The sequence below is a fragment of the Paenibacillus sp. LX16 genome (assembly GCF_036252815.1).
In the GTDB taxonomy this organism is placed as follows: Bacteria; Bacillota; Bacilli; order Paenibacillales; family Paenibacillaceae; genus Paenibacillus; species Paenibacillus polymyxa_B.
The window spans coordinates 3519688-3545602 of record NZ_CP141152.1 but is presented as its reverse complement, the minus strand read 5'-3'; the positions used below and the strand labels follow the sequence as shown (position 1 = coordinate 3545602).

General features: G+C 44.2%; 24 protein-coding genes. 18 read left to right on the top strand and 6 right to left on the bottom strand.

Annotated features, from left to right (window positions below; genetic code table 11):
• Positions 1-303 precede the first annotated feature (303 nt).
• Complete coding sequence (locus T3H97_RS15665) at positions 304-1008, top strand: YitT family protein (RefSeq protein ID WP_013310869.1); 705 nt, start codon at positions 304-306, stop codon at positions 1006-1008.
• A 66-nt stretch (positions 1009-1074) separates the two neighbouring features.
• Here T3H97_RS15665 and T3H97_RS15660 read toward each other — a convergent pair whose 3' ends face one another.
• The gene (locus T3H97_RS15660) at positions 1075-1524 is read right to left on the bottom strand and encodes a DUF2188 domain-containing protein (protein WP_328800209.1); all 450 of its coding nucleotides are present in this window, start codon (positions 1522-1524) and stop codon (positions 1075-1077) included.
• Between the two features lie 151 nt (positions 1525-1675).
• On the opposite strand from T3H97_RS15660, the gene T3H97_RS15655 reads away from it, so the two are divergent.
• A complete protein-coding gene (locus tag T3H97_RS15655; RefSeq protein WP_328802837.1) occupies positions 1676-2479 on the top strand; it encodes a lipid II flippase Amj family protein in 804 nt (267 codons plus the stop codon).
• 105 nt (positions 2480-2584) lie between these two features.
• Here the strand turns inward: T3H97_RS15655 and msrA are convergent, their stop codons facing one another.
• Complete coding sequence (msrA, locus tag T3H97_RS15650; RefSeq protein WP_254325358.1) at positions 2585-3556, bottom strand: peptide-methionine (S)-S-oxide reductase MsrA; 972 nt, start codon at positions 3554-3556, stop codon at positions 2585-2587.
• Positions 3557-3735: 179 nt separating this feature from the next.
• Positions 3736-4353, bottom strand: coding sequence for a TVP38/TMEM64 family protein (locus T3H97_RS15645; protein ID WP_328800208.1), 618 nt, complete (start codon positions 4351-4353; stop codon positions 3736-3738).
• A 351-nt stretch (positions 4354-4704) separates the two neighbouring features.
• Here T3H97_RS15645 and T3H97_RS15640 point away from each other — a divergent pair, with 351 nt between their 5' ends.
• The 5 genes from T3H97_RS15640 to T3H97_RS15620 all read left to right on the top strand — a co-directional run bounded on the left by T3H97_RS15640 (position 4705) and on the right by T3H97_RS15620 (position 9058).
• Positions 4705-5394: a TerC family protein gene (locus T3H97_RS15640; RefSeq protein WP_272638367.1), complete on the top strand. Its 690-nt coding sequence runs from the start codon at positions 4705-4707 to the stop codon at positions 5392-5394.
• Between the two features lie 153 nt (positions 5395-5547).
• The gene (locus T3H97_RS15635; protein ID WP_272638366.1) at positions 5548-6492 is read left to right on the top strand and encodes a Gfo/Idh/MocA family protein; all 945 of its coding nucleotides are present in this window, start codon (positions 5548-5550) and stop codon (positions 6490-6492) included.
• Between the two features lie 72 nt (positions 6493-6564).
• Positions 6565-6885 carry a protein YxiS gene (locus T3H97_RS15630; protein WP_250239334.1) on the top strand — a complete coding sequence of 107 codons (321 nt, stop codon included), beginning with the start codon at positions 6565-6567 and terminating at the stop codon, positions 6883-6885.
• A 96-nt stretch (positions 6886-6981) separates the two neighbouring features.
• The gene (locus tag T3H97_RS15625; RefSeq protein ID WP_328800207.1) at positions 6982-7278 is read left to right on the top strand and encodes a DUF6171 family protein; all 297 of its coding nucleotides are present in this window, start codon (positions 6982-6984) and stop codon (positions 7276-7278) included.
• A gap of 295 nt (positions 7279-7573) precedes the next feature.
• Entirely contained in the window at positions 7574-9058 is a 1485-nt protein-coding gene (locus T3H97_RS15620; RefSeq protein ID WP_328800206.1) for an alpha-N-arabinofuranosidase, read from the top strand.
• A gap of 83 nt (positions 9059-9141) precedes the next feature.
• Here T3H97_RS15620 and T3H97_RS15615 read toward each other — a convergent pair whose 3' ends face one another.
• A complete protein-coding gene (locus T3H97_RS15615) occupies positions 9142-9960 on the bottom strand; it encodes an AraC family transcriptional regulator (RefSeq protein ID WP_061829048.1) in 819 nt (272 codons plus the stop codon).
• 166 nt (positions 9961-10126) lie between these two features.
• Here T3H97_RS15615 and T3H97_RS15610 point away from each other — a divergent pair, with 166 nt between their 5' ends.
• The 6 genes from T3H97_RS15610 (at position 10127) to T3H97_RS15585 (ending at position 14838) form a co-directional block, all read left to right on the top strand.
• Positions 10127-10459, top strand: coding sequence for a Gfo/Idh/MocA family protein (locus T3H97_RS15610; RefSeq protein ID WP_328800205.1), 333 nt, complete (start codon positions 10127-10129; stop codon positions 10457-10459).
• A gap of 147 nt (positions 10460-10606) precedes the next feature.
• Complete coding sequence (locus tag T3H97_RS15605) at positions 10607-11374, top strand: sugar phosphate isomerase/epimerase family protein (protein WP_328800204.1); 768 nt, start codon at positions 10607-10609, stop codon at positions 11372-11374.
• Entirely contained in the window at positions 11367-12449 is a 1083-nt protein-coding gene (locus tag T3H97_RS15600) for a Gfo/Idh/MocA family protein (protein ID WP_061829050.1), read from the top strand. Before T3H97_RS15605 ends, T3H97_RS15600 begins: the two co-directional genes overlap by 8 nt.
• A 77-nt stretch (positions 12450-12526) precedes the next feature.
• Positions 12527-13495 (top strand): sugar phosphate isomerase/epimerase family protein, encoded by a 969-nt coding sequence (locus T3H97_RS15595; protein WP_061829051.1) that lies wholly within the window; start codon positions 12527-12529, stop codon positions 13493-13495.
• Positions 13496-13515: 20 nt separating this feature from the next.
• Complete coding sequence (locus T3H97_RS15590) at positions 13516-14247, top strand: ThuA domain-containing protein (protein WP_328800203.1); 732 nt, start codon at positions 13516-13518, stop codon at positions 14245-14247.
• A gap of 267 nt (positions 14248-14514) precedes the next feature.
• Positions 14515-14838 (top strand): winged helix-turn-helix transcriptional regulator, encoded by a 324-nt coding sequence (locus T3H97_RS15585; RefSeq protein ID WP_103048668.1) that lies wholly within the window; start codon positions 14515-14517, stop codon positions 14836-14838.
• Positions 14839-14927: 89 nt separating this feature from the next.
• On the opposite strand, the gene T3H97_RS15580 is transcribed toward T3H97_RS15585, so the two are convergent.
• Positions 14928-15227 (bottom strand): hypothetical protein, encoded by a 300-nt coding sequence (locus tag T3H97_RS15580; RefSeq protein WP_246773006.1) that lies wholly within the window; start codon positions 15225-15227, stop codon positions 14928-14930.
• Positions 15228-15543: 316 nt separating this feature from the next.
• On the opposite strand from T3H97_RS15580, the gene T3H97_RS15575 reads away from it, so the two are divergent.
• Entirely contained in the window at positions 15544-16311 is a 768-nt protein-coding gene (locus tag T3H97_RS15575; protein WP_328800202.1) for a DODA-type extradiol aromatic ring-opening family dioxygenase, read from the top strand.
• 139 nt (positions 16312-16450) lie between these two features.
• On the opposite strand, the gene T3H97_RS15570 is transcribed toward T3H97_RS15575, so the two are convergent.
• Positions 16451-17167, bottom strand: coding sequence for a Crp/Fnr family transcriptional regulator (locus T3H97_RS15570; RefSeq protein ID WP_013310849.1), 717 nt, complete (start codon positions 17165-17167; stop codon positions 16451-16453).
• A gap of 258 nt (positions 17168-17425) precedes the next feature.
• Between T3H97_RS15570 and adhE the strand changes: the two genes are divergently transcribed.
• The 4 genes from adhE (at position 17426) to T3H97_RS15550 (ending at position 25880) form a co-directional block, all read left to right on the top strand.
• Positions 17426-20038, top strand: a complete 2613-nt coding sequence (adhE, locus tag T3H97_RS15565) for a bifunctional acetaldehyde-CoA/alcohol dehydrogenase (RefSeq protein WP_328800201.1) — start codon at positions 17426-17428, stop codon at positions 20036-20038.
• A 328-nt stretch (positions 20039-20366) separates the two neighbouring features.
• Entirely contained in the window at positions 20367-22628 is a 2262-nt protein-coding gene (pflB, locus tag T3H97_RS15560) for a formate C-acetyltransferase (RefSeq protein WP_103048672.1), read from the top strand.
• Positions 22629-22679: 51 nt separating this feature from the next.
• Positions 22680-23438, top strand: a complete 759-nt coding sequence (pflA, locus tag T3H97_RS15555) for a pyruvate formate-lyase-activating protein (RefSeq protein ID WP_328800200.1) — start codon at positions 22680-22682, stop codon at positions 23436-23438.
• A gap of 219 nt (positions 23439-23657) precedes the next feature.
• Positions 23658-25880 carry a copper amine oxidase N-terminal domain-containing protein gene (locus T3H97_RS15550; RefSeq protein WP_328800199.1) on the top strand — a complete coding sequence of 741 codons (2223 nt, stop codon included), beginning with the start codon at positions 23658-23660 and terminating at the stop codon, positions 25878-25880.
• Positions 25881-25915: the final 35 nt, after the last annotated feature.

Sequence of the window (25915 nt, the reverse complement as noted above, 5' to 3'; positions counted from 1 at the left end):
GTGTGGTATAATAAATTATAGAATTATATGCACCACAGAAATGTCGGAGTTTTATTCCACAAAAGAAAGGATCAGGATACCATGTGTCCCCGAAGGATACTTCCCCAAAGGACGATTTGGAAACGATTTGATCTGTCTTATACTTAGCTTTTCCGCGGAGTAACGTCAAGTTGCGAAAGCCAACTCTGCGGAAGAGGGGATTGTACATGCGAAGGACCAAGTCCTCCAGGCACATCTTATCAGGTAGCTTCCGTAAGAGTGGGTTCATCCACATCAAACTTACGAGAAACCGAGGGAGCCTGTATGAGGAAAACTTACGAATCTATCGTGAACAATGGAGCATTGAGACAGATTGCTGTCATGTTGCTCGGAACATGCATTTTAGCTTTTACGTACTATCACATTAATGCTCAAAATCATTTGTCAGAAGGCGGATTTGCAGGCTTGGCCCTGCTGGGACATTACGCGTTTGGCATATCTCCAGCATGGAGTATGTTGCTGCTTGATATTCCCGTCATATTGCTGGCATGGGTACTGAAGGGCAGAAGATTTATGCTGCTTGCGTTAATCGGAGCCGTCGCGTTTTCACTGTTTTATGCAGGATTTGAGAAGTATTCGACTCTGGTTATAGATCTACATGGAAATCTGCTGATAGCTGCTCTACTTTGTGGGGTGCTTACAGGTTTGGGAGCCGGAATCGTACTGCGATTCGGTGGAGCAACCGGGGGCGATGATATCTTATCTCTGCTGATCAGTGAGTGGCGTGGGTGGAAAATCGGCAACGTGTTTATTGTCAGTGACATCATCGTACTCGGATTATCATTGTTGTATCTGCCTATGAAGGAAACTATGTTTACAATACTGGCTGTGTGGCTTGCCGGAAAAATAATTACATGGACGACCACGTTCCAACTGCACCGACCTGTGAAAAAGGTACTGCCAGCGGCTATTCCCGCTAAAAAGGTAGTTGCCAAAACAGTGCCGGTCGTCCACAGCCTTCGTCAATAAGGAAAGGGTGTTACGTCAGGAGAGAAGTCTTCTTTCGTAACACCCTTTCGCTGTATTCAGCTTCTATCAGGAAGGCTTTAAAGTAGAATGGATGCGTCCATTCCGGTCATGAATAATTGCAGAAATCTGTTGTCGTTCTACAAAACTTTGAGCTTCATCAATCGCCTCACTTTTGTGTTTAAAGGTTGAAATGGGCTGGTTGTGTGCCTCTTCTTTGATTGCCCAGTGATCCTCGTACGGCACCACATGAATGGGTTCCTTCTCATCGAATGAAGCGGAATGGTGCTTGTGTACATTTTCGCTTGAATGCTGTTTTTCACGTTTTGTCGGTTTCTCATCTTGTTCGGCTGGATGATTATCGTTCCATTCCTCGGCTTGGGAAGTGGCAATCGCAATCGAGCGCCCTTCTTCATAGCCGTCACGGAGTAGGGCGTTAGCAATATCAACGGCTTTTTCTCTCACACGAGGTTCCAGGTTTTTCATGGATGGAGGGTAATCATGTTTGTTCCAAGGCATAGTTGCACACTCCTTATAGCAGATGATGTATTATGTATTACCCGTTGTCGGCTTAAACAAACGGAAATCAAAGAAATGAATATATTGTAAAATGTATCTTGAGAAAAAGCGTATAATGGTGTGCAGAATACGAGGAAAAGGAGTGAAGCATTTGCTTGCCTGGGGTTTTGTTTTTTTGCTGACTATCATCATTCATACTACAGATAGCTTGTCCTATGCTCTCCGGCTTGGTGGTTTGCGAGCGCGTCGGATTGGATTGGCGTTAACCGTTGCGGGAATGCTGCTGTTGGTTTCACGCACCTCTAACATGGCGCAGGGGCCTTTACTCGGAGGGATGGTCGATCAGGCTAAAGCTGCAGTACAAGTGGGCGGAACGGATATTAGACTGGAACTATATATGCATGGGGTATTGCTGGCAGCAACCGTTGGAACCATGCTTGCTATATTACTGTATCCAACAGTGGTACGCATGTCAGCCAGATGGATTGTGCATTTGGAGCATACCGGATCTATTCCGGCTTTGGTGCGTCATTTAATGCTGCGAAGTTGCTGGAAACATGCAGGCTACTACATAAAGCGCCCCACCTGGTCCATGCTTACTTCACTGATTAGCGGAGCGATACCCAAGCGTCTAATTATTCTGAATATAGCTGTTACTGCGATTTATACAACCGGAGTAGTATCTGCTTTATATGCATCATTCCTGTGGCCTGCTCAAGGTACAGCAATGTCAATGTCGTCAGGTCTAATCAATGGCGTCGCAACGGTATTACTGACCTTGTTAATTGATCCAAGATTGGCGGTTCTGTCGGAGAAAACGCTACGAGGGGAGCTACCCTTAACTGGGATGAACAGCATGTACGGTTGGATGATCATCTCGCGTTTGGCAGGTACTTTATTAGCTCAGCTATTGCTAGTACCGCTAGCCATTTGGCTTGGATGGGTAATGAGTTAAATTGCTAGCTTACGTAATGATGTGTGGCCATATCCCAAAAAAGGCTGGCCCGTGATCATCTATTAAAGATAGATCGCGGGTCAGCCCCAATGATTCTATGGCTACTTACTTTTCAAATAATGACTTATATGCTCCGTATCCTTCACGCTCCAAATCTTCTTGAGGCACAAAACGGAGCGCGGCAGAATTGATGCAATAACGCAAACCATCTGGACCTGGACCATCATCGAATACATGCCCTAAATGGGAGTCAGCTTCACGACTTCGCACCTCGGTACGGATCATAAAATGGCTGAGGTCAGTTTTTTCTTTGACATTGTAGCTGCGCAGCGGACGGGTAAAGCTGGGCCAACCGCAACCTGCATCATATTTGTCCAATGAACTGAACAAGGGCTCTCCTGATACGATATCCACGTAAATGCCTTCACCCTCATGATCCCAAAACTCATTTTGAAAAGGGCGCTCGGTCGCGTTTTTTTGCGTTACTTCGTATTGAATAGGCGTCAGCCGATCTTTAAGATCGGATTTATCAATCTTGCCGGACCAATTTTGCTCGATAAAATCTTCACGTCCCGAACCTTTGCGGTAGCGTTTGTAATGAGCGGGGTTCTTCTTATGATAGTCCTGATGATATTCTTCTGCTTCATAAAAAGTGGCCGCAGGCAGAATCGGTGTAGCAATCGGCTTGTCGAAGCGGCCACTTTGAGCCAAAGCTTCTTTAGAAGCTTCTGCCTTGATTCGCTGCTCTTCATTATGATAGAAAATAGCCGTTTGGTAGGATGAACCTCTATCGTGAAACTGTCCACCTTCATCCGTTGGATCAATCTGCTGCCAGAATAGCTCCAACAGTTTTTCATACGGGAAAACTTGTGGATCAAATGTAATCTGTACGGCTTCCACATGCCCCGTTGTTTCAGAACACACCTCTTCATAGGTAGGATTTTCGGTATGTCCCCCTGTGTATCCAGATCTAACCTTCAAAATACCGGGTAATTCCTCAAAAGGGGAAACCATACACCAGAAGCAGCCACCTGCAAAAGTTGCTTTTTCTACCGTGTGTGGATTGTTGGTGCTCATATTTATCACTCCAATCTGAGAATGTTTAATTAGTTGTTATTTAAATAGCTTACAATTAAATTATATACGATATTTTTGCAAAATCCAACGAAACGTCAGAAACCAAACGGCAGTGTAACTGGCTCTGCCCTCAAAAATCGCAATGAAACATCCTACAGAGACGGTGGCAAACTATCGCATTATATTCTATTGGTGCGTTGAAGCCTTTTTCGGTAGAGTATAAAGCCGCCGCCCACAAGTGCAGTATATAGCACCAAAATGAGCAAACCGGTGATTGGGTGTTCTGCAAAGGTGCCACCAGCATAAGCATACACCGCAATTGCGGGAAGCTTGCCAATAGCTGTACCTAGGATAAAGCTCCAAAACGGAAACCCTGCTACTCCAGCGTATACATTTACCGCTGCTTGGGGGATGACTGGAATCAGACGAGCCAGCAGAATAGCAGCAAAAGGCTCCCTCTCCATGACTCGATTGAAGCGCTCCAATGCGGGAACCCGCTTCAAATAGGCACGTCCTTTGTCACGGAACAGGGTACGTACTGCAGTGAAAACGACCAACGCAGCCAATGTAGTGCCCAGCCAGCAGATCAGAGCACCTTGCCAGGGGCCTGCGGCATAAGCAATGGAGGCGATAATCAGCTTGTAAGGCACAAACGGTATTAACGCGAATAAAAATGCGAGCAGTAGCAGAACTGGAAAGGAGGTTTGCTTGTCCGCCCAGGTGAGCCAATCATATCTGTAGATAAACGCGATGCAAAGCAGCGAAACATAAGCCGCGGCGAGTAGCCATTTTTTCATTTACATACCTCTTTCAATATCCCTGTTCGGCTTATCGCTTATACAGAAAAAAATAGGGTTCACATTCCTAATAATGTGTGCTATACTGCCACTAACAGAATAGTTCCCAAAGGGGAGTAGCTCAACGAGTAAAGTCGTCATTACGGGATTTTTAATCCCCGGCTTTATTGGCAACGTAATGTTGTAAGCGAGACCTTTGCCAGGATTTTAGGAATCCGGGTAAATGGTCTTTTTTTGATGCCAAATTTGGGTCAAGCGCCGTTTCCGGATTCCGTGAAATGGCGCTTTTTTAGTATAAAGCGCTGAACTATGTACAGTATAACAAATAAATAAAAAAGGTGGGAGAAACGTATGGATTTTTTGTCAATTGAGTTTTTAACCGCATTAGTATCCATCATTATCATTGATCTGGTGCTAGCTGGTGACAATGCGATCGTAATCGGTTTGGCGGCTCGCAATGTTGATAAGGCCAATCAAAAGAAGGTTATTATTTGGGGGACGGTCGGAGCGGTCATCATTCGTGTGATTGCTACAGTGCTGGTCACGTATTTATTGCAAATTTATGGATTGCGTTTGATTGGGGGACTCGCACTTATCTATATTGCCTATAAGTTGCTGGTCGAAGAGAAAAAACATGAAATTTCAGCTACGAATCAAATGTGGGCAGCGATCCGCACGATTATTATCGCGGATACGATGATGGGCCTCGACAATGTACTTGCTGTTGCGGGAGCAGCTCATGGAAACATGCTGCTTGTTATACTGGGTCTGGCAATCTCCGTTCCAATCATGGTGTGGGGAAGTACGATTATCTTGAAGCTGACTGAACGTTACCCAGTAGTTATTACGATTGGTGCTGCTGTACTGGCTTATACTGCTGCCAAAATGGTGGTGGCGGAACCGCTGATTGCACACTGGTTTATGAACGGGGTCGTTAAATACGGCTTTGAGGTTCTGGTTGTGGTTCTGGTTGTAGCCATTGGGATGCGTGTTAAAAGAATTAAAAGTGAAAAAACAAGAAAGCAAGCGCAGCACGCCTAAGCTAACTTACATTAGCTGAAGCTGAACGTTCATGCCATAGAGGCTGTTCCGTTAGGTCCAACTGGACCCGGAGCAGTCTCTTTTCTTTGCTTGTCAGCAGACTTCCATGTAAACTAGACAACAGATGAGTGAGTGATTAAAGGTGGGAACGAAATGGACAAGCAAACGAAGACAAGAGTAGCCATTGCAGGACTGGGTGGTATTGCTCGTAAAGTGTACTTGCCGTTACTGGCAGCACACCAAGGTGTAGATATTGTAGGTGTCATGAACCGTTCACAGGAGCCGGTGAGTTCCATTATGGAGCAATATAGGTTGCCAAGAGGAACGACAGATGTGAAGGAGCTGCTAGCATGGGAACCGGAAGCTGTATTTATACATGCCGCGACCGAAGCTCATTTTGATCTGGTTATGGCGTGTATTGAAAAAGGGATTGCCGTCTATGTGGATAAACCGTTGTCCTATGATGTTCGTCAGAATCTGGAGATGACCGCTTTTGCGGAAGCGCAGGCCGTGCTGCTGGCAGTGGGCTTTAATCGACGTTTTGCCCCGCATTATGTAGCTGCTAAAGCATGGTTAGAGGAAGCAGGTGGATTCAGTCAATGTGCGGCCATTAAACACCGTACTGGATATGATCGAAGACCGGCGGCACAGACGGTTTATGATGATTTAATTCACATGCTTGATTTGCTTTTGTGGCTGGGTGGCGATGATTATGAGCTGCTGCATAGTAGTCTGAATACGACGAGTGAAGGATATATGGATGCTGCGTTCGGGACCGTACGTTTGGGGAATGCTACCGGAAGCTACAGTATGAGTAGACAGGCAGGAGCTGACATAGAGAAGCTGGAGCTTCACGGGGCAGGACGGTCTGTTGAAGTAACAAATATGGAACAGGCTGTTTTTATGCAAAAAAATCATTCACCACTAACGCAAGCTTTTGGAAGCTGGGATACGATTTTGGAAAGACGGGGATTCACCGGAGTTGTAAATCATTTTCTGGAGCATATTCATCGTCCGGAGGAGTGTGCTGTACGGGCTGGAAAAGTATTGGAAAGCCATATGCTGGCTGACGAACTGATCAGCCGTTTGAGTGATTAATATGGGACGTCCGAACGTGATCTTAACAGTCCAGACAGACATCAAGAATTAGGTTGAAGGAGAAATGAATGAATGGAAGAAGATAACCGTGGTAAACAGCTAGAAGAAGCCATCATTGAAAATTATAAGCAAGAAGAAGATATGATGATCCTTGTATTTGCGCAATGGTGTATCAATCACGGGTTGGAGCCAGAGGAATTATATCGTGTAGCGTATCCGCATCAGGATAGCAACGAGCGTCTGCTACGAGTACGCAAGTTGACTGTATCGCGTGAAGAAGCGGGTGATATTCCGCTGGATACGGTATTAGGGGTACTGTCCATGTTCGGAAATGAGGACTTGGCGATGGTCGTATCTGAGGCAGCTGCGAGCCTTCCATCGGTACGGAAATAGGGCTGGCCAGAATAAAGAATATACTGCTATCATTTATGGCATCATGGACTCACTGTATTTACTTAAGACATTGTTGATGGGGAGGGTAAGCTTACGATGGAAGATATACCTGTGCCAAGTACCTGTAAAGGCTGTGAAAGAGATATCTCGATATCGGAAGAGCAAATTACCAGAATTCTAACCAACATGAGACCCAAAATGGAATGTGTAAATGATGAAGTGTACGAAGCCAGACTGTTGGCCTGCTCACAATGTGAAGAGTTAATGTCTGGGCATACGTGTGGTATCAGCGGAAGTATTGTTCGTGTACGTGCTTTGGCGGCAGCTCAAAATTGTCCCAGTTACCATGGTTCACGGTGGATAGGAACAGCCACAATGCTCAGGCTCGGCTGAACCTGGATTACGGGTTAAAGTAGTCATACCTTGGTCTGCCTTAATGGCAGGCTTTTTGGTTTGATTGGACCATTTCTTAACGATTGACAAAAAGTAGACAATAAAATATATTAAACAGGTGAAATGTTTTTGTTTAATTATTAATATTTATATTAATGTTTACTAAAAGTAATGATGCGTAAAAATTAAGATCGAAAGAAAATCGGTGGTATGAGTGATATTTAGGCCAAAAATGAAAGCGCAAACATTTGTGCGGGTGTTCCAACAATCTTAATATTTTTGGGGAGGGTTTGTTGTGAAGGGTTCTATTGTTGTTAATACCGATTGGAAACAAGGCATTATTAATAAAAACATTTATGGACAATTTGCTGAGCATCTTGGACGTTGCATTTATGAAGGCATATGGGTTGGAGAGGACTCACCGATTCCGAATACAAACGGAATTCGTAATGATGTGGTGGAAGCCCTGAAAAAGCTGAACATTCCTGTGCTGCGCTGGCCGGGAGGCTGTTTTGCCGATGAATATCATTGGAAAGATGGTATAGGGCCAAAAGAAAACCGTAAGAGAATGGTAAATACGCATTGGGGCGGTGTGGTTGAAAATAATCATTTTGGCACACATGAGTTTTTTCAATTGTGCGAACTTTTAGATGCAGAGCCTTATATTTGTGGAAATGTCGGCAGTGGTACAGTTCAGGAAATGTCGGAATGGGTAGAGTATATGACCTTTGATGGAGAATCCCCGATGGCTGCATGGCGTCAGGAAAACGGTCGTGAGAAACCATGGAAGCTCAAATATTTTGGAGTGGGTAACGAAAATTGGGGTTGTGGCGGTAACATGCGCCCAGAATATTATGCCGACCTGTATCGCCGCTATCAGACATATGTCCGTAACTATGGCGAAAACCGCATTTATCGGATTGCAGGTGGGGCGAATGTGGATGATTATCGTTGGACCGAAGTGTTGATGCGTGAAGCTGGGCATCTTATGGACGGTTTGAGCCTGCATAACTATACGATCCCGGGAAACTGGGAAGGGAAACGGCAAGCAGTCGGTTTTGATGAAGCGGAATGGTTCGAGACGATGAAAAAATCATTGCATATGGATGAATTGATTACTCGTCATTCAGCCATTATGGACCAATATGATCCTGACAAAAGGGTCGGACTGATCGTCGATGAATGGGGAACCTGGTTCCTGACTGAGCCGGGAACCAATCCGGGCTTCCTGTATCAGCAAAATACGATGCGTGATGCGCTGGTAGCTGGGCTGCACCTACACATTTTCCATAATCACTATGACCGAGTACAGATGACGAATATTGCTCAAATGGTCAATGTTTTACAAGCAATGATTCTGACCGAAGGCCCTGCTATGCTGTTGACGCCGACATACCATATATTTGAAATGTTTAAGGTGCATCAGGATGCGCAAGCACTGGCTGTTCATGTAAAGGTAGGCGATTATGAATATGACGGGGATTCCATCCCACAAGTAAGCGTGTCTGCCTCCAAGGCGCAGGATGACAATATTCATATTAGCTTTTGCAACGTCCATCCGGGCGAGTCGGCAAACTTGAATTTGGAGCTAAGAGGATTGGAAGAGATTAAAAAGATCAGCGGTGTTGTCCTTGCCAGTGACGATATGCAGGCACATAATACGTTTGATCAGCCAGAGCGCGTGAAAAAGGAAGCTTTCACATCCTATCAGCTGCAAGGTCAGCATTTGGATGTTACACTGCCACCAATGTCGGTAGTGATGCTGACAATTGCTCCGTAAAAAACTGGGTCGTGGTATGTAAGCAGTACTCACTATTATTGGTTATGAACAAAGAGAGCGTTCAGGTGAACGCTCTCTTTGTCCTACAATTGCTCGCGGTGAATCACCCTGAATTCCTTGGGTGACATACCGAAGCGGGAACGAAACACACGGTGAAAATACGTGTAATTTGCAAATCCTGACGATTCGGCGGCTTGTTCCAGTGACATGGGACTGAAAATGATTCGTTCTCTCGCCATGTTAAGCCTGATGTCCAGCGTGTACTGCATAATGCTCGTATCAAATGTTTCCTTAAACAGATGTACTGCTCGGGATACGCTGATACCGACGTGTGAAGACACGTCATCCAGCTTGAAGTTAGAGGATGCATTTTCTTCAATATAATTTTTAATCTGATACGCAAGATAGTTATGATGAGTAGCGATAGGATGATCGGATAGCATACGGTCAAACTCCAAACATAAAATGCGTATGTAATAACTTGATATTTCCGGGTAAGGATTAGAAATACGTCGTTGCTCCATCACAAGCTGACGAAATAGGCCAAGCAGGGCTTCTGTGAGCTGAACCTTAATTCTGTTGGGCCGTTTATGATGGTTCCACCACTCATCTACCCAGGAACCACCGAAAAAAATGTGATAATCTCCACTTTCCACGACCTGTTCTCCCATGGGATTCAACTCACTATGAATATCCAGTTCATAAGGCTCGGTAGGATTGAATAGCAGTAGGTCACCCGCCTCAATCCGTGTCATTTCCCCGTTGATGCGGGCCTGGCAGCGTCCATCTGTTTGCAAACGGAATAAATAATTTTTGATCCCATCAGGCTGGTTCGAATAAAAGGGCTTTCGATGGAAGGAATAGCCTGCGGTAAGAACCTGACAAGGCTCGACGATAGACATGATGATGACTCCTTTGGGCATATGGCTGTTTCAAATATTGACCAGATTGTTCATGTTTTAATCATATTATTCATTTTAAACGAAACAGAAATAGAATACTATGTGAACTGTAAAGCTTACATGTTAGATGAGAAAGTACATGTTGGAGGCCAAGGAGTGTGACGACGTGGAACGAAGGAAGGCCGGGATTATCGGATGCGGTACTATTAGCTCGGTATATCTTGAAAATCTCCAAAAGAGCCCACTTATTGAGGTGGTGGCCGTCGCTGATTTACTGGATAAGAGGGCCAAGGAGAGGGCCGATGAATTCAACATTGAAAACGTATACAAAGTGGATGAATTGCTTCGTCAGCCTGAGATTGGGCTTAATCTGACCGTGCCTGGCAGCCATGCACGGTCAGATGTGGCGATATTAGAGGCAGGCAAGCATGTCTACAATGAATTGCATTTTGGCGCATTGAAATTTACGGACCATCGTGCTAATGCTGAGCTGGCCTAACATGTGTTAGAAGCTATGCATGCTTTTCAGCGTTCATCATTGGAAGACAATCACATTACGATGGAAAGCACCTTCAAACCGGACGAGGATTTGTATTATGGAACAGATATAATGGAAAATTAATCCTAACTAAAGAGGTGAAGGGGAATGGCTAAAGTAGGATTGCAATTGTACACAGTAAGGGAAGAGCTTGAACAGGATTTTGAAGGTACATTGCGCAAGGTAGCTGAGCTTGGCTATAAAGGGGTAGAATTTCATACCTTTTTCGGACGCAATGCCAAGGATGTCAGAGCGCTTTTGGATGAGCTGAATCTGGAAGTTGTCGGAACTCATATACAATATTCTCGTTTGCTGGATCATTTGGATGAGGAGATTGCATACCACAAAGAATTGGGAAATAAATACCTAATCGTTCCTTATTTAACCGAAGAACAGCGACAGTGGGATGAACTTTTTGCTAATTTGAATCGTATTGGTGAAAAAGTGAAAGAACAGGGCTTGATACTGGCTTATCATAATCATGATTTTGAATTGACAGAAAAAATCAATGATCGCCCGGTATTCGATGCTTTATATGATGCGGTTTCCGATGATTTGTTACAGGTCGAAATGGATACTTGTTGGGTATACTATGGGGGCTATGATCCAGTGGAATACATCGGACGTTATAATGGACGCCTGCCTATCATTCACTTAAAGGATATGGCACGTGACGAGCAACAAAAAGCAGTGACTGTAGAGCTTGGCAAAGGCGAAGTGCAGCTTCAGGCCATTACAGACGCCGCTATTCAGGCAGGTGTGGATTGGATCGTCGTCGAACAGGATTTCTGCTCAAACCCTCCAATCGAAAGCATTGAAACCAGCATTAAATGGCTCCAACAATACGCAGCTCAGGGAGGAAATATTCATGTCTAAAACACTCAAAATCGGAATTATTGGTTGTGGAGGCATTGCCAACGGCAAACACTTGCCGAGTCTTGCCAAGCAGAAGCGTGCAGAAATCGTTGCATTCTGTGACATCATTCAGGAGCGCGCTGAAGAGGCAGCAGAAAAGTTTGGAGTTGAAGGCTCGCAAGTTTATAGCGATTACCGTAAGCTGTTAGAAAATAAAGACATTGAAGTCGTACATGTATGTACACCCAACGACTCGCACTCGGAAATTACAGTAGCGGCGCTTGAGGCAGGTAAGCATGTGCTGTGTGAAAAACCGATGGCTAAAACTGCAGAGCAGGCACGGGAAATGCTCGATGCGGCCAACCGTACAGGTAAGAAGCTGTCTATTGCGTATCAAAACCGTTATCGTGATGACAGTTTGTATCTGAAGCAATTGGTCGAACAAGGAGAGCTTGGAGACATTTATCTGGGCAAAGCCATTGCTCTACGCCGTCGCGCCGTTCCGACCTGGGGAGTATTCTTGGATGAAGAGAAGCAGGGCGGTGGTCCCCTTATTGATATTGGCACGCATGCACTCGACCTGACACTCTGGCTGATGGATAATTACAAGCCTAAAAGCGTACTAGGTTCAACCTTCCATAAGCTAGGGGATCGTAAAGATGCAGCAAATGCCTTTGGACCTTGGAATCCTGAGGAATTTAAGGTAGAGGACTCAGCTTTTGGTTTTATTACGATGCAAAATGGAGCTACGATTGTACTAGAGTCCAGCTGGGCATTGAACGTTGTAGAGTTTGGCGAAGCGAAGACGCTGTTATGCGGTACCGAAGGCGGAGCCGATATGCAGGATGGATTGCGCATTAACGGGGAAAAGAACAGCCGCTTGTTTGATACGAAAATAGATCTGGATGCAGGTGGTGTTGCCTTTTACTCTGGAGAAACGGAAAATGAGGCAGACCGTGAAGCGCGTCTATGGATCGAATCTATTCTGGACGACAAAGAACCTCTTGTGAAGCCGGAACAGGCACTGGTTGTTACTGAAATTTTGGAAGCTATCTATGAATCGGCTCGTACGGGGAAAGCTGTCTATTTTGACTAAGCCCGTAATTATCCCGAATAGACCATCATTATAATGAAAGCAGCTTTTTTCACATATGATACAGGGAGGGATTTCTTTTGAAACTTGGAGTATTTATGGTGTTGTTTGGCGGACGTTCGCTGGAGGAGGCGCTGGATTATGTGGCTTCTCAAGGATTGGATGCTGTAGAAATCGGTACAGGCGGCAACCCTGGGGATAAGCATTGTAAGCCGGATGAGTTGCTGGAGAATGATACAGCGCTCAAAAATTTCAAAAAGGCAGTAGAGTCCCGCGGACTAACGATTAGTGCGCTTAGCTGTCACGGCAATCCTCTCCATCCGCAAAAGCATTTGGCCCAGGCTGATCATGATACGTTTCTTAAAACCGTTCGATTGGCAGAAAAGCTGGAAGTTCCAGTTGTGAACACTTTCTCTGGCTGTCCGGGTGATCATGAGGATGCGAAATATCCAAACTGGCCTGTGGCTCCGTGGCCTAATGATTTTCAGGAAGTATTGAAGTGGCAATGGGAGAATAAAATTATTCCTTACTGGACTGAGACGGGGAAATTTGCAGCAGATCATCATGTTAAAATTGGGCTGGAGCTACACGGGGGCTTCTCCGTTCATACACCAGCGACCTTGCTTCGTTTGCGTGAAGCTGCGGGAGAGGTCATTGGTGCTAATCTGGATCCGAGCCATATGTGGTGGCAGGGAATTGACCCAGTGCAGGCGGTTCAAATTTTGGGCCGAGAGGGAGCCATTCACCATTTTCATGCCAAGGATACGACGATTGATCCGATCAATGTAAATAAATATGGACTTACCGATATGCAGGAATATACGAAAATGCTAGATCGCGCTTGGCAGTTCCGAACTGTGGGTTATGGACATGATGTAAAAACCTGGGCAGATATTATCAGTGCTCTGCGTCTGGTGGGATACGATTATGTAGTGAGTATTGAGCATGAAGATGGTCTGATGTCCGTGGAGGAAGGCTTTACTAAGGCCGTCCACAATCTTCGCCAGGTACTGATTGAAGAACCGCTGAGCGAGATGTGGTGGGTCTAACCTAATAGGGGGAAATGTTGATGATTAACGTCACCATTTGGAATGAATTTTTGAACGAAAAGTTGAATGATGAAGCTAAACAGATATATCCTGACGGGATACACAAAGCGTTGGCTGACGGCCTGGCAGGAGAGGGATTTGCCATTCGAACAGCTACTCTGCGTGATGATGCCGAGCATGGTTTGGGAGAAGATATCCTGAATTCCACAGATGTGCTGCTGTGGTGGGGGCATAAAGCCCACGATCAGGTGAGCGATGAAGTTACGGCGCGTGTTGTCAAGCGAGTGCAGGAAGGAATGGGCTTGATCGTGCTGCACTCAGGCCATTTTTCTAAGCCATTCAAATCCCTAATGGGCACTAGCTGCGATCTGAAATGGAGGGTGGCAGGTGAACAGGAGATTATTTGGTCGGTGAATCCGTCACATCCCATTGCAGAAGGCATAGATGCCAAAATTTTGTTGAAGCAGGAAGAGATGTATGGCGAGTTCTTTGATATTCCAGCGCCGGATGAATTGGTATTTGTTAGTAACTTTGAAGGCGGCGAAGTATTTAGAACCGGATGTACTTTCCGCCGAGGTAGCGGTAAGATATTCTATTTCCGCCCAGGTCATGAGACCTATCCGACTTATTACCAGCCTGATATTTTGAAAGTTATCGCCAACAGCATTCGTTGGACTTCTCCGACAAATATTAACAAACCAATATATGGTAGAACTGAACCTATGAGACCTCTCGGTGGAGTGTTGGTATAATGACAATCATCACATTTTGATGAGCTGTATAATGAACAGATTGATAGGCGGAACCTCTTGGGATTCCGCCTTTTTGTATTTAACGATTTAGACATATACCTGCTGTATTGGTTTGTTGTATAATCAGTTTTGGTCATGGCAACTTTATCGGCGCAGGTATTTAATTTAAGAAGAAAGTGTTTTCTTTCGGGATAAAGTATGCTAAAATGATATATACTAACAAAAGGAAAGCTTTATCAAACCGAAATGTAAAAGAAGGTGAAAAATTTGGAGAGTCAACCGCAATGTACAAAAATGTGTCCGCGTTTTGAAACCGCCTTTTCATGTTTGGGTAAGCGTTGGAATGGATTAATTATTCAATCCATGATGAGCGGTCCTAAGCGGTTTAAGGATATTTCCAATCTGATTCCCACAATGAGTGACAAAATGTTATCAGAGCGAATGAAAGATTTGGAAAATGAAGGAATTCTTACACGTCATGTATATCCGGAAACTCCTGTCCGCATTGAATACGAGCTAACAACCAAAGGCCGTGCACTTCAGCCGGTTATGGAACAGATTCAATATTGGGCTGAGGAATGGATCAGATGAGCAACAAACTAAATAAGCGTTTCTCATAGCAAAACAGCCTTTTCCTAGGAAAAAGGCTGTTTTTTTATTTTGTGTATAGGCTACACGGCTTAATAGCCTTTGACGCGCCCCGCAACTGAGAATAATGCTGCTGTTGTACGACGGGGGACACGGGTTTGAATATCCAGCGCGGCCGAACGGAATGTACCCAAACAGGAATGGCAAAGTCTTCCTGCATAAATAGGGGAACGGCAGGATTCACAAGGATAATCAAGCTGACTGTATGTGGAGGGAAACTTGCCTGCCCTTACCCAGTCTGTGAGCAATTCCATAGGTGTGCCGGTTACATCACTGAGCTGGCGGGTATGAGTAGAAGGATGCTTCCATAGATAGTTAGAACAGCGGTCCAAGAATATATTTTCTTCCTGAATACAAGTACTACATAGGTTTCTAAGGTTTTGACGAAAAACAGAACCGCATTTTGGGCAATTAGAAGTATATATCTCCATAGAAACCAGTCCTTTGTATTGATATATAGTGAAATTTAAAATTTATTAGTTACATATTACTATGACTTTATACCTATATCAATCTTTATTTATGGAGTCTTTGATCTTTAAGTGTATGTTGAAATCTGTGTTGACATTACTCTGTTACTTATGTACTATTACTTACATAAAGTTACTTAATTAATAAAATAAATTATTGATGACAAGGGGATATTATATGATTCCATCTTTATTTTTGGCCCACGGCTCACCGATGCTTGCTATTGAACAGACGGACTATACTTCATTTTTAGAGCAACTGGGGAAAAGCATTCGTCCTAAAGCGGTTGTTATCTTTACTGCTCATTGGGAAGCGCAAACGTTGACGATCAGTTCGATGGATGACGTGTACGATACCATTTATGATTTTGGTGGTTTCCCACCGGAACTGTACGCGGTGAAATATCCAGCACATGGTTCTGTTGAACTGGCCAATAAGCTAAAAAAATTATATGAACAAAAGGGCATTGACGTACAAACTGATCGGGTGAGGGGACTGGATCATGGATCTTGGACATTGTTGCATCGTATGTATCCTGAAGCAGACATTCCGGTAGTTCAGATCTCTGTAAATCCATATCTCTTGCCCAAAGCACAATATGTCATTGGTGAAGTGCTACGTGGACTGGGAGAACAGGATATTCTGGTCATTGGCAGTGGCGTGACTGTTCATAATCTGCGTATCGTCAAATGGGGGGAAACGAAAACAGAACCTTGGGCTATAGATTTTGATGATTGGATTATTGAAAAAGTACAAAGTAGAGATATAGAGGCTTTGGATCACTATGAAAGCAAAGCACCGTATGCTCGTCAAGCCGTACCAAGAGCAGAGCACTTTGTACCGTTGTTTATTGCAATGGGGAGTGGCAATCCTGCAAACAAAGCCAAGGTCATCCATAGAAGCTATGAGATGGGGAATTTAAGTTATCTATGCTTACAGTTTTAAAAAGTGTGTTGACAGAAGAAGAACTATTGTTAAAATGCTTCGCTACTGCTCCTATATAAGTAGGGGAGTGGAAATAAATTAGGGAGTGTTATAAGCTATAATGGCTTATAACACTCCTTTTTACATAAAAAACGATTTATTATATCCGGCAAATCTCACGAGGGCACAATTCACAATGACATACGCCTTGCAGCATTTCCAAATCCTTGACAACAATCATGCCATTATCGTATTCTACTGCATTTTTCTTACGTAGATCACTAAGCATCCGGTTTACGCTTTCCCGGGTCGCACCGATCATATTTGATAAGTCAGTATGAGTAATTTTTTTATGAATCAGGATATGTTCGCCGTGAGGCTCACCATAGGTATTGCATAGACGGATGAGTGTTGAACATAAAGCGCCTGGTTTGCCATACATCATCAAATCGCGGAACTTAGTTTGTGTAATGCGGTGATGCGAACCCATCCATTTCATAAAGTCAATCGCAAAATCACAATGCTGGCAAATAAGCAACTCCAGATCTGTATGATCGATTACGCCAATATCACTGTCTTCCAGAACCTCAGCAGAAAAGGAATGCTTAGTACCGAAAAATGGATCGGCTTGACCAACAAGATCGCCGCTTTGATACATATATAGAATAAGTTCCTTGCCCTCATCCGTTGTTTTGGTTACTTTCACGCGTCCGCGCTTAATATAAAACAGCTTATCCGCTGTATCTCCTTCCCAGAACAGATGCGAGCTTTCTGGCATAACTCGATCTTTCATCATCACTTGCAATCGGTTGAAGCTGGCCTCCGAGAAGCAACAGGTGTTGCCGCGGGCTTCCATTACATTTGTAGGGTTTCTCATCGTCCATTTCCCCTTTGTATCCTATGTTTTTTATCTGCAACTTGATCAATTCAAATTCATTATATACCTGTGCAATGAGTTTTTGGGGCAAGAAGAGGGGGTAAAAGTGGCAGAATTCCAAACTTTGTGATTTAATTCACTTCATAAAATAAAATTTTAAATAGATTGTGAAAAAAATCACAATATATCTTGAAAAGCTGTGTTACGATCAGTGCGTGAACAAGAGATAGTACACGAGATAACAGGAGGATGAGGGAAATGGCTGTTAAAAACGAGGTTATCCAAAAAGAGCAAAGCGCAGAGCAGTATATTCAAACGCTGATTGACCGGGGGAACCGGGCACAGCAAGCTTTCATGAGTATGAATCAGGAACAGATTGACGAAATCGTACAAGCTATGGCACTCGCAGGGATGGATAAACACATGTACCTGGCGAAGTTGGCTGTTGAAGAAACAGGACGCGGTGTGTACGAGGACAAAATCACCAAAAACATGTTTGCAACAGAATATATCTATCATAGTATCAAAAATGAAAAAACCGTCGGTGTCATTGAGGACAATGATTTTGACAGTTTTCAAAAGATAGCAGAGCCAGTCGGCATTATCATGGGGATCACTCCAGTGACAAACCCGACTTCGACTACGATGTTCAAAGCGTTGATTGCCATTAAAACACGTAACCCAATCATTTTCGGTTTCCATCCATCTGCTCAATCGTGTAGTGCGGAAGCAGCCCGCATCTTGCTCGAAGCAGCTGTTAAACATGGCGCTCCAGCTGATTGTATTCAATGGATTGAAGCACCTTCGATGGATAAGACCAATGTACTGATGAACCACCCTGATGTGGCGCTGATTCTGGCAACTGGTGGATCAGGCATGGTTAAGGCGGCATATAGCTGCGGTAAACCTGCTCTGGGTGTAGGCCCAGGTAACGTGCCTTGCTTTATTGAAAAAACAGCAGACATCAAACAGGCTGTGAACGATCTCATCCTCTCTAAATCTTTCGACAACGGTATGATTTGTGCTTCCGAGCAAGCGGTTATTATCGAAGAACCAATCTTCGAACAAGTGAAAAAATTGATGATCGCTAACGGCTGTTATTTTGTAAATAAAGAAGAAGCAGCTAAGCTCACTCAAGGAGCTATGAATGTCGAGAAATGTGCAGTGAACCCAGCTATCGTCGGGCAGTCTGCTGTGAAAATTGCTGAAATGAGTGGTATCACAGTACCAGCAGGAACTAAAATTTTGGTCGCTGAGATTGAAGGGGTAGGAACAAAATTCCCATTGTCTGCGGAAAAATTGAGTCCTGTATTGGCTTGCTATAAAGTAAAAAATGCGGAACAAGGTATTCAACGCGCTGCTGAAGTCGTGGAATTCGGGGGCATGGGCCACTCGTCCGCTATTCATTCGAACGATGAGGACGTTATCGCTCGCTTCGCAAACCGTCTGCAAACAGGACGTATCATTGTAAATGCACCTTCCACACATGGTGCGATTGGCGACATTTACAACACCAACCTTCCTTCGTTGACACTCGGTTGCGGTTCGTACGGTCGTAACTCGACTTCGTCGAACGTATCGGCAGTCAATTTGATTAATGTGAAAAGGGTGGCGAAACGGACGGTGAATATGCAATGGTTCAAAGTACCTTCCAAAATCTATTTTGAGAAAAACTCGACACAGTATCTTGCTAAAATGCCTGATATCACACGTGTAGCCATTATCACAGACCCTATGATGGTACAACTTGGATATGTAGATCGTGTTATTCATTATCTGCATCAACGCCAAACACCAGTAGCTATCGAAGTGTTCTCTGAAGTAGAGCCAGATCCATCGACAGTTACGGTAGAACGTGGTACTGAAATGATGAGACGTTTCCAACCGGATTGCATCATCGCATTGGGCGGCGGTTCGCCAATGGATGCGGCTAAAGGCATGTGGATGTTCTATGAATATCCAGATACTGATTTCAATAACTTAAAACAAAAATTCATGGATATCCGTAAACGGATTTACAAGTACCCACGTTTGGGCCAAAAAGCACAATTTGTAGCTATCCCTACAACCTCGGGTACAGGTTCCGAAGTTACATCGTTCGCAGTAATTACGGACAAAAACCTGGGCAACACGAAGTACCCGCTGGCTGACTATGAGTTGACTCCTGATGTGGCAATTATTGACCCAGTGTTTGTATATTCGCTGCCTAAAACAGCTGTAGCGGACACAGGTATGGACGTTCTGACACATGCTATCGAGGCTTACGTGTCCGTAATGGCTAATGACTACACAGACGGTCTGGCGATTAAAGCCATTCAATTGGTATTCCAATACCTGGAACAATCGGCTCTGACCGGTGATAAGCTGGCTCGTGAAAAAATGCATAATGCTTCCACACTTGCTGGTATGGCGTTTGCTAATGCATTCTTGGGCATTAACCACAGTCTTGCACATAAATGGGGTGGACAATACCATACAGCGCATGGCCGCACGAATGCCATTTTGATGCCGCACGTCATTCGCTATAATGCGAAAAAACCGACAAAATTTGCTTCGTTCCCTAAATATTCGCACTTTGTTGCGGATGAGCGTTATGCAGAAATCGCGCGCATACTGGGACTGCCTGCACGCACCACCGAAGAAGGGGTTAACAGCTTGATCGAAGCGATCCGTAAGATGAACAAAACACTTGGTATCGAGGAATCGTTCCAACAAATCGGTTTCGATGCGAAGGATTTCGAATCACGTGTAGACTATCTGGCTGACCGCGCATTTGAAGATCAATGTACAACTGCAAATCCGAAGTTGCCACTGGTTACTGAGTTGGCTGACGTATATCGCAATGCCTTCTACGGACGTTTTGACCAATAATATAATAGGTACGAAGAGGCTTGTGAAAAAGCATTTTCTCGTTCAATACCGATGCAGGCTCTCTATATAGAGGGCCTGTTGGTTTGGGAAGGGAGGTGAACGGCAAGGCTAAGGATATAGGCGTGAAGCTAGGGAAAATAAAGTGATAAAAATCACTCATATTGTGATTTTTATCACATACTACACTCTATCATTATTCTACAATAAGGGTGTAAGAAAGGTCCCGACACTGAGCGTAAGGCATCGGTGAACAGGCCGGGCTCAAGAAATAGCTTTATCGTGAAAAAAATCACAAGTCCGGAAGACCAAACAATTTGGAGGGATTTACATGTCGGTGATTGAGAGAGAATTACAAGAGCAACAATCTGGCTGGAGAGGTTTTAAAAAAGGTAAATGGACTAAAGAAGTCAACGTCAACGATTTTATTGAAACCAATATCTTACCTTATGTTGGCAATGAAGAATTTTTAGTTGGTCCTACCGCTAACACAACTGCACTGTGGGATATTGTATCCGATCTTACTAAAAAAGAGTTGGCAAACGGCGGCGTGCTTGATGTAGACGTGAATACGCCATCCACCATTATTTCACATAAGCCTGGCTATCTGGACCGGGATAAAGAACAAATCGTCGGTGTACAAACAGATGCTCCATTCAAACGTTCTTTGCAACCGTTTGGTGGAATTCGGATGATGATCGACGCTTGCAAAGCCTATGGTTTTGAAGTACCAGAAAGTATCATTGATATCTTCACTCATATTCGTAAAACGCACAACCAAGGTGTATTTGACGCTTATACAGATGAAATGAGAGCAGCTCGTAAAGCTGGTATCATTACTGGTTTGCCAGATGCATACGGTCGTGGTCGTATTATCGGTGACTATCGTCGTGTAGCTTTGTATGGTGCAGACTTCTTGATTCAAGATAAAAAACTGCAACTGAAAAGCCTTGAAGTTGATTCCATGGAAGAAGATGTAATTCGTCTGCGTGAGGAAATTTCCGAGCAAATTCGTGCTTTGAATGAACTGAAACAAATGGCTGCTGAGCACGGTTTTGATATCTCCAAACCTGCTAACAATGCGAAAGAAGCTTTCCAATGGGTATATTTTGGATATCTTGCAGCAATCAAAGAACAAAATGGTGCAGCAATGTCCTTAGGACGTGTATCTTCCTTCCTTGATATTTACTCTCAACGTGATATGGAAGAGGGTACAATGACAGAAGAGCAAGCACAAGAACTGGTCGATCATTTTGTTATGAAATTGCGTATTGTTAAGTTCTTGCGCACACCTGACTATAATGAACTGTTCAGTGGAGATCCAACTTGGGTTACTGAGTCCATTGGTGGTATGTCCGTAACTGGAGAAACTCGGGTAACTAAAAACAGCTTCCGTTTCCTGCACACTCTCTACAACTTGGGACCTGCACCGGAGCCAAACCTGACTGTACTGTGGTCGGAAAAACTGCCTGAAGGCTTCAAAAAATATTGTGCTAAAGTTTCTATTGAGACTAGCTCCATTCAGTATGAGAATGACGATCTGATGCGTCCGATTTATGGAGACGATTATGGTATTGCTTGTTGTGTATCGGCAATGAAAATCGGTAAACAAATGCAATTCTTTGGTGCTCGCGCCAACTTGGCAAAAGCTCTGCTGTATGCAATTAACGGTGGTAAAGATGAAAAATCTGGCGTCCAAGTAGGGCCTGAATTCCCAGCTATTACAGGTGAGGTTCTGGATTACGAAGAAGTGTTGAGTCGCTTCAAACCTATGATGGAATGGCTGGCAAAACTGTACATGAACACTTTGAATGTTATTCACTACATGCATGATAAATATAGCTACGAACGCATTGAAATGGCGTTGCATGATCGTGATATTCTCCGTACCATGGCTTGTGGTATTGCGGGTCTGTCAGTTGCTACCGACTCCTTGAGTGCCATTAAATTTGCAAAAGTTAAACCAATCCGTAACGAAAAAGGGATTGCCGTTGACTTTGAAATCGAAGGCGAATACCCTTGCTACGGTAACAACGATGACCGTGTAGATAACATCGCTGTGGAACTGGTAGAAAGCTTCATGAGCATGATTCGCAAGCATAAAGCTTATCGTAATGCGGTTCCTACTCAATCTGTACTGACTATTACTTCCAACGTGGTGTACGGTAAGAAAACAGGTACAACACCGGATGGACGTAAAGCAGGCGAACCGTTTGCACCAGGGGCAAACCCAATGCACGGCCGTGATAAAAAAGGTGCTTTGGCATCTCTGAGTTCCGTAGCCAAATTGCCTTATGAACACAGTCTGGATGGTATCTCGAATACCTTCTCCATCGTGCCTAAAGCACTGGGTAAAGAAGAAGAAACTCGCAAAACAAACCTTGTTTCGATGATGGATGGCTACTTTGGAAGCCACGCACATCATCTGAATGTCAATGTGTTTGCTCGCGAACAACTGTTGGATGCAATGGAACACCCAGAAAACTATCCACAGCTGACGATTCGTGTTTCCGGCTATGCCGTTAACTTTATCAAGCTGACTCGTGAACAACAATTGGATGTTATTAACCGTACTTTCCACGGTACAATGTAAATAAGTATTACAATGACGCACGCATAGCGGATGCGGGAAGGATGATGCAACATGTTGAAAGGTCACATACACTCATTGGAAACCTTCGGGACCGTCGATGGTCCCGGCATCCGCTTCGTGCTCTTTATGCAAGGATGCTTGTTGAAATGTCAATATTGCCATAACCCGGACACTTGGGCCTTGAATGAAGGTAATCCGATGACGTTGGAGGAGGTATTGGCTGAGATTGAGCCGTATTTAGCTTATTACCGTTCTTCAGGAGGCGGATTGACCGTATCCGGTGGAGAACCGACGCTGCAAGCTCATTTTGTCGCAGAGCTGTTCAAAGAAGTGAAACGTCGGTGGAATTTGCACACGACACTGGACAGTAACGGTTTTAATGACGCGGGCCGTATCCATGAACTGCTGGACGTAACAGACTTGGTGCTACTGGATATTAAGCATATTGACAATGACAAGCATATTAAGCTTACAGGCAAGTCTAACGACCGTATGCTAAGTACGGCTCGCTGGTTGTCTGAGCAAGGGCGCAAAATGTGGATTAGACACGTATTTGTACCGGGTATTCATGATGACGAGCAAGATTTATTGAATTTGGGACGGTTTATCGGAACGTTGAACGGAGTCGAGAAATTCGAAATTTTACCTTACCACCAAATGGGTGTTTACAAATGGGAAATGCTTGGTAAGGAGTATCCGTTGGAGGGAGTTCCATCTCCTACAGATGAAGAAGTTCAACGTGCATACCGACTCATTGAAGAGGGTCGTCTGGAGACTGCAGGAAAGAATTCTGTCTGTCGTCCATCATAATGTAAATGGCTCAAAAGCTATTTCCTAGTAATGAAGCCGCCGCCACATCAGGTCAGATGGGCGGCGGTTTTTTGTTGTTGAATTTTTTGCAGTCACAGGAGAAAGTTCCCTTTTTTTCATGATCAGCAAAATTTCCAGAAACTTTTTAACAACTGACGCGTCTAATAGTATGACTTTTTACGGGAATGATAATAATTTGGTGATAGAAGGAGACAGACAATGAATTTCAAGAAATGGACCATGCTCACCGCCCTTGCGGTAGCTCAGGTGGCCGCAGTAGCCCCTGTAGGAGCAGAAGCAGCATCAACAACCGTTCAATCCACCGATTCGGTTAGCGCACAGCAGACTCAGGCCAATGTTGCTGATTCAGGCGTTCAGAATAGTATCGGAGATCAAGATGGAACTAGCACACAAACTGACACGGTGACACCTAATAACACAGGCGTATCCAATGATCCATTGACTGGCCTACCTACGGATACAACCAACGGATCGAACGTATCCAATGATGTATACGGTGGAGACGGAACGATCACCAATCCTGGTGGAGCTCCAACATCCATGGGTGCTAATCAATTGATTTTGTACTTAAACAGCGCGAAAATGGAACAAAACGGACAGGTGTACACAGCAACTCAGCCGATGACCGTGAAGGACGGAGTTTCCTATGTAGCTATCCGTTCACTTGTCAGCCGTGTCGGATTGCAGTTTAGTTATGACACTGCCACCAAAGAAACCGTAATCACACAAGGAACAAATGTCATGCGCTTTAAAACAGACAGCAAGGTTTATACGGTTAACGGTGAAGCCAGACAAATGAAGGGACCGGCTTTTCAGCAAAAGAACGTATTTATGGTGCCATTGACCTCGATTACACAGGCCTTAAATATTCCTTATACTGTGAATAATACGACTAAACAAGTTATCATGGATTTGAATCAGAAACCTAAAGCTTCCTTCACGGTTCAACAAAAAGATATCTATGCGGGCGAAACCCAAGTTACGTATTTGACGAAGGAATCTTCTCCTACAGGTCTTCCGATTGTGAACCAACGTTGGGAAGGTAAGCAGGACGTATTTCAGGAGCCGGGTACATATGTAGTTACCTATTCTGTTCTTGACTCTGCTGGGAACTGGAGTGATCCTTACTCAGTTACAATTACAGTAAGACCACCAAATCAGCCGCCAGTGGCTCTGTTTACAACTGATAAAAAAGAGTACAAAATGGGTGAGAAAATCACCATTACCGACCTGAGTACAGATGATGAGAATGCTATCACTAAGCGTGATTGGGAGAATAAGAAACTTGCCTTCTTCCAACCAGGTGATGTAACAATCACACTCACTGTGACTGATAAGCACGGCGCAACAGGTACCAAAAGTGAAACAATTAAAATTACGAATGAATTGCTGTACAACGAAGATGATTTCAATAAAATCTTCACACCATATGGTGATAAATATACAGTAGACGGCAGTCAGGTGCCTACCATGGCTACCATTCCTTTGACTAGTACATCTTCACCGCGTCTTTTGATCCGTGCTAACAGCCCGGAACGTGTATTTCAGGACGGAATTGTGTATCAGGAAACCGGATCAGGCAGCACGCGCATACTCGTCCATCATGTGAATGAAACGGGTCGAGATGTGAAAATGTACGTGATTGCGACCAACAACAATATTACTCCTGCCAACATGAATGTCGAAAATTCTGGTTTTGCTGGACCATCTGAATTTGCCACTGCTGCGGGTAAAGTCTCGATTCAACGATATTTTCAATCCATGCAGGATGGAAGCAAGCGTTCTAGCACAGTTCTAAATCCTGGGGAAAGCCGCATTATTCTAGAGGATTTGAATGCACAAAAAATCAAGCAAAAACAGGTCATATCTCTGTTATCCGATTTGTATACGGATCAACCTATTCAATACACTGTAATTGTGTTAGATGCAAATGTAGATCCGTTAACCGCGTTGCCTACACTGGCAAAACTGCCTAAGGACGGTATTCATAACCGTGGAACGTACGCTAATTCGGATATCTCGCTCAATTATACCGAAGAGGTTGGTAAAACAGCTCAACGTATCGTTCTTGGTGATAATAAGGTAGATCCGAACCTGATTGGTACGGATGGTCTAGACGGCTCTTCTGCTTCCAATGCCGGTAATTTTGGTGTTGTATATAAAGTTAAATTGGATCATGTAGCACCGTATTCACTGATTACGTTCAACCCGCGTGGAGGCGAATATTCCGGCTATGCGATGGTAAACAATCAGGTTGTGGGTATCCCGACAAACGGCTCGGTATGGGCTCCAAATGAGATGAGTGTGCTGTATCGCACAGGGCATATCGAGGAAAGTGTAGAGATGTATTTCACTGCTGCTGCAGGAAGTAACTTGCCGGTTTCCGTAGTAGTTATGCCTTTACCAGCTATTAAAAATTAATATGAAATAACCGGTGCTGTTTGCCGGCTTAGACC

What these genes read in the sequence shown, in the direction of transcription:
- T3H97_RS15665 (WP_013310869.1), top strand. Translation starts at nt 304, where the DNA reads ATGAGGAAAACTTACGAATCTATCGTGAACAATGGAGCATTGAGACAG.
- T3H97_RS15660 (WP_328800209.1), bottom strand. Translation starts at nt 1,524, where the DNA reads ATGCCTTGGAACAAACATGATTACCCTCCATCCATGAAAAACCTGGAA.
- msrA (WP_254325358.1), bottom strand. Translation starts at nt 3,556, where the DNA reads ATGAGCACCAACAATCCACACACGGTAGAAAAAGCAACTTTTGCAGGT.
- T3H97_RS15645 (WP_328800208.1), bottom strand. Translation starts at nt 4,353, where the DNA reads ATGAAAAAATGGCTACTCGCCGCGGCTTATGTTTCGCTGCTTTGCATC.
- T3H97_RS15640 (WP_272638367.1), top strand. Translation starts at nt 4,705, where the DNA reads ATGGATTTTTTGTCAATTGAGTTTTTAACCGCATTAGTATCCATCATT.
- T3H97_RS15635 (WP_272638366.1), top strand. Translation starts at nt 5,548, where the DNA reads ATGGACAAGCAAACGAAGACAAGAGTAGCCATTGCAGGACTGGGTGGT.
- T3H97_RS15630 (WP_250239334.1), top strand. Translation starts at nt 6,565, where the DNA reads ATGGAAGAAGATAACCGTGGTAAACAGCTAGAAGAAGCCATCATTGAA.
- T3H97_RS15625 (WP_328800207.1), top strand. Translation starts at nt 6,982, where the DNA reads ATGGAAGATATACCTGTGCCAAGTACCTGTAAAGGCTGTGAAAGAGAT.
- T3H97_RS15615 (WP_061829048.1), bottom strand. Translation starts at nt 9,960, where the DNA reads ATGTCTATCGTCGAGCCTTGTCAGGTTCTTACCGCAGGCTATTCCTTC.
- T3H97_RS15605 (WP_328800204.1), top strand. Translation starts at nt 10,607, where the DNA reads ATGGCTAAAGTAGGATTGCAATTGTACACAGTAAGGGAAGAGCTTGAA.
- T3H97_RS15600 (WP_061829050.1), top strand. Translation starts at nt 11,367, where the DNA reads ATGTCTAAAACACTCAAAATCGGAATTATTGGTTGTGGAGGCATTGCC.
- T3H97_RS15590 (WP_328800203.1), top strand. Translation starts at nt 13,516, where the DNA reads ATGATTAACGTCACCATTTGGAATGAATTTTTGAACGAAAAGTTGAAT.
- T3H97_RS15575 (WP_328800202.1), top strand. Translation starts at nt 15,544, where the DNA reads ATGATTCCATCTTTATTTTTGGCCCACGGCTCACCGATGCTTGCTATT.
- T3H97_RS15570 (WP_013310849.1), bottom strand. Translation starts at nt 17,167, where the DNA reads ATGAGAAACCCTACAAATGTAATGGAAGCCCGCGGCAACACCTGTTGC.
- adhE (WP_328800201.1), top strand. Translation starts at nt 17,426, where the DNA reads ATGGCTGTTAAAAACGAGGTTATCCAAAAAGAGCAAAGCGCAGAGCAG.
- pflB (WP_103048672.1), top strand. Translation starts at nt 20,367, where the DNA reads ATGTCGGTGATTGAGAGAGAATTACAAGAGCAACAATCTGGCTGGAGA.
- pflA (WP_328800200.1), top strand. Translation starts at nt 22,680, where the DNA reads ATGTTGAAAGGTCACATACACTCATTGGAAACCTTCGGGACCGTCGAT.
- T3H97_RS15550 (WP_328800199.1), top strand. Translation starts at nt 23,658, where the DNA reads ATGAATTTCAAGAAATGGACCATGCTCACCGCCCTTGCGGTAGCTCAG.